Genomic DNA, 3,381 nt, shown 5'->3' with positions numbered 1-3,381 from the left:
TTACACTACACAGCAAATTTTACATAAAAAAAATGGCTTTTTTCAGTGGTCACGAAAGGCTCTCGCGGACAAAATGGAGTCTCAATCAGGAAAAACTGTCCAATAGAAAGGCTCTCGCGGACAAAATGGAGGCTCAATCAGGAAAAACTGTCCAATAGAACGGTTCTCATGGACAAAATGAGGAGTCGATCAGGATGAACTGTCCAATAAATCCGTTCTAATGGACAATTTTTCAAAAAAGAGCACCAAACTTTCCCAATCATTATCATGACTTTTGGCTACTCCTTTTCAACCCGATTAAAACTAAAATGGTCACCATTACAGCAGTATTTTTTTTAGAAAAGCAATTGGTTTTATATCGTATAAAGTATGTCCAACGATTGTATTTGAAAGAATTTCTTCATCAAGCAAAGGGTAATCATACAGTTTTCCTTCATAAACATATTCGAATCTAGGATGCAGTAAAAAATCATTAGGTGTTACTAATGCCGAATGAAGCGGTCCCCACAAATCAACACCGCTTTCCTTAAAAACTTCCGCAACAAATTGTGAACAGAAATAGGCGTTATTCAAGGCTATCGGATAACTGAACAGTACGCCAAGCAAACCGATAAGATTATAAGAAAATAAGTCTTTATTATTTTCGAAAGCCCGAATTTTATCACGAATTTTATGATATTCATTTTCAGTAACATCCAGTTTCAGTAGTAAACAATTGGTATTGCGAAAGTATCGATAGGTTCCGAAATAGACATCTTCTTTTATAAACCCCGCAATGAGTGGATTTCTCGGTCGTTTTCGCCCAAAACTATATATTTCATCAAGTTTTTCATCAAAAACAATAGAAACATGACTATATGGAGCGCCGGTAAACCATTTAATGGCTCTTGCCAAGAATGTTCCTGTATCAGTTAAAAGAACATAGATTGTTTTCTTATTTTCCTTCATAATCTCTTCTCCCTAACGCGTTTGTCTATTGACAGATAAAATTTATCAGAAAAATCCTATTCTGTTATCATATTTTATGAATGTTTTACGTATTTTAATGATTAAAAGTTTCATAAACTAACTATCTGACTTTAAATCCTGTACAAATCACATATTCCATAAGTGCTTTAAAGGTATTTTATCATGAATATAACGAAAATTATAATGGCAGTATATTTTGTTCTGGTTACACTTATGATATAAATAGTATAGGAAAGAGTGATAGATTTGTAAAAGTTGTTTATAAAGGAGTAGATATAAATGTTTCAAAAAATGCTAAAAGTCCTATCTATATTCATTATATTTTTCGGATTAAGCGTTAGCCAAGTTGTTTTGGCAAGCGAGGGTGAGAAGGAAAAGGTAATCGATGAAAAAAATGGTCCGGCCATCGTCGTTCTAGGTGAAAGATTATCGGAAGCACAAAAAGAACAGACGAGAAAATTATTGAAGGTGGATGAGGAAGCAGAGGTAAAAGAAATTATCGTTACCGGTGCAGATGCGGCTAAATACATTAAAGGGGATCCGAATTCCAACATGTATTCATCCGCCAAAATTAAACGGCTTGATAAGGGAGAAGGGATCCGGGTTATCCAAGTGACGCCGGAAAATATCACGGAAGTTACGAATGATATGTATGCGAATGCACTGCTTACGGCAGGTGTGGAAGATGCCCAAATTGAGGTGGCATCCCCGGTAAAAGTAACCGGACATTCGGCTTTAACAGGTATTTTTAAAGCTTATGAGGTAACTGGTGAAAAACTGGATACGGATCGCTTAAAAGTTGCAAATGAAGAATTGGATGTTGCGACCAAATTGGCAGAAGATGCCGGTGTTGATCAAGACAAAGTCAGTCAATTATTAACGGAAATTAAACAGGCCATTGCGGAACAAAACCCGGCAACAAAAGAAGAAGTTGAGCAAATCGTTCAGGAACAATTGAAAAATTTAAATATTGAATTATCCCCGGAATACAAACAAATGTTGATCGACTTATTTGATAAAATTCGTTCATTGGATATCAACTTTGATGAAGTAAAAAGCCAGTTGGAAAACTTGGCAGGTGATATTCAAAAGAAATTGGAAGATGCCGGAGTAGATAAAGGATTTTTGCAAAGTGTCGCTGATTTTATAAAACAAATATTCCAATCAATTGCCGATTTCTTTAAGTCGCTGTTCAGCTAACAATTGACAGAGGTTTGGCCATCATTTTGAAAGATAAATGTAGATATTTATAATAATCAAAGCGTCAACAAATATTAAAAAAATGATGTAAGTTTACGGTTATCAAAATTAATTCAACCTGAACCCTAACAATGTCAGATTTTTACAGAAGCGGAGGAGAAGAAATGGATAAGTAAAAAGAATAAAACATGAATATGATTTGGAGATGGAAATTTTATGACTGTACAAAAGGTGATTAATCAAATATGTAAAGAACTAGATGGAATAGCTGGCATTGTTGGTGTGGTTTTAGGCGGTTCAAGAGCAAGAGGAACAAATCACGCTACTTCTGATATTGATATTGGAATTTATTATGATGAGTCGGCAGGTTTTGATATCAACGAAATTAGAAAAATCGCCACAAAAATAGATGATGACCATAGGGAAAATATTATCACTACTTTAGGTGAATGGGGTCCTTGGATAAATGGCGGTGGGTGGCTTGTTGTTCAAGGGTATCATGTTGATTTCATATTTCGTGATATAAAACGAGTGTCCCGTGTGATTGATGATTGTTTGAAAGGAGTTGTTTCGGCACATTATCATACCGGACATCCCCATGCTTATATAAATGTTATGTACATGGGAGAAATCTCTATTTGTAAAATATTAATTGATCCAACAAATCAAATTGCCGAACTAAAGGCTAAAACCATGCCTTATCCAAAATCACTAAAAGATGCAATTATTGGCTATTTTATGTTTGAAGCATCTTTCTCGTTAATGTTTGCAAAGGATAATGTGGATAAGGATGACATTTCGTATGTGGCAGGTCACGTCTTTCGCACGATCTCATGTTTAAACCAAGTATTATTTGCATTGAATGAAGAATACTGCATCAATGAGAAAAAGGCTGTTCGAATGATTGAAGGCTTTAGAAAAAAAACCAAATGATTATAAGAAAAAGATAGACCAAATAATAACATTAATTTCCGTAAATATGGACAGTACAAAGGAAGGTATTCAAATCCTGCAAGAACTTATTTCAGAAACCGAAAAGTTATTAAGTAAATAATTGTCTGTCCATGAACTTTGCGTTTTATCAAGTAATTAATCAAAGAAGGAAACCCTTTTTGAAATTGGGTTTCCTTTATTTTTTATACGTTAAGAAAGTATAAACTCAAGTTCAACCTTAGCGATAGTAAAACCCCCGATGTATAGGGATTTTTGTTA

At 34.5% G+C, this 3,381-nt stretch carries 2 protein-coding genes and 1 pseudogene; 2 read left to right on the top strand and 1 reads right to left on the bottom strand.

The window, feature by feature from the left end; all coding sequences use genetic code 11:
- Positions 1-318 precede the first annotated feature (318 nt).
- Positions 319-948, bottom strand: a complete 630-nt coding sequence (locus LIZ98_RS17130; protein WP_043988571.1) for a hypothetical protein — start codon at positions 946-948, stop codon at positions 319-321.
- Positions 949-1,248: 300 nt separating this feature from the next.
- Here LIZ98_RS17130 and LIZ98_RS17125 point away from each other — a divergent pair, with 300 nt between their 5' ends.
- Together LIZ98_RS17125 and LIZ98_RS17120 are read left to right on the top strand one after the other, a co-directional pair.
- Complete coding sequence (locus tag LIZ98_RS17125) at positions 1,249-2,169, top strand: DUF1002 domain-containing protein (protein WP_041845485.1); 921 nt, start codon at positions 1,249-1,251, stop codon at positions 2,167-2,169.
- A 216-nt stretch (positions 2,170-2,385) separates the two neighbouring features.
- Positions 2,386-3,223: pseudogene (locus tag LIZ98_RS17120) on the top strand (nucleotidyltransferase domain-containing protein).
- Positions 3,224-3,381 lie beyond the last annotated feature (158 nt).

The sequence above is a fragment of the Caldibacillus sp. 210928-DFI.2.18 genome, from assembly GCF_020554505.1.
GTDB lineage: Bacteria > Bacillota > Bacilli > Bacillales > Caldibacillaceae > Caldifermentibacillus > Caldifermentibacillus hisashii.
The sequence above is the reverse complement of the archived record's forward strand: the minus strand, read 5'-3'. Positions and strand labels throughout refer to the sequence as shown.

Bases quoted from the DNA above. Each gene is read 5' to 3' on its own strand.
- LIZ98_RS17130 (WP_043988571.1), bottom strand. From the start codon at position 948: ATGAAGGAAAATAAGAAAACAATCTATGTTCTTTTAACTGATACAGGA.
- LIZ98_RS17125 (WP_041845485.1), top strand. From the start codon at position 1,249: ATGTTTCAAAAAATGCTAAAAGTCCTATCTATATTCATTATATTTTTC.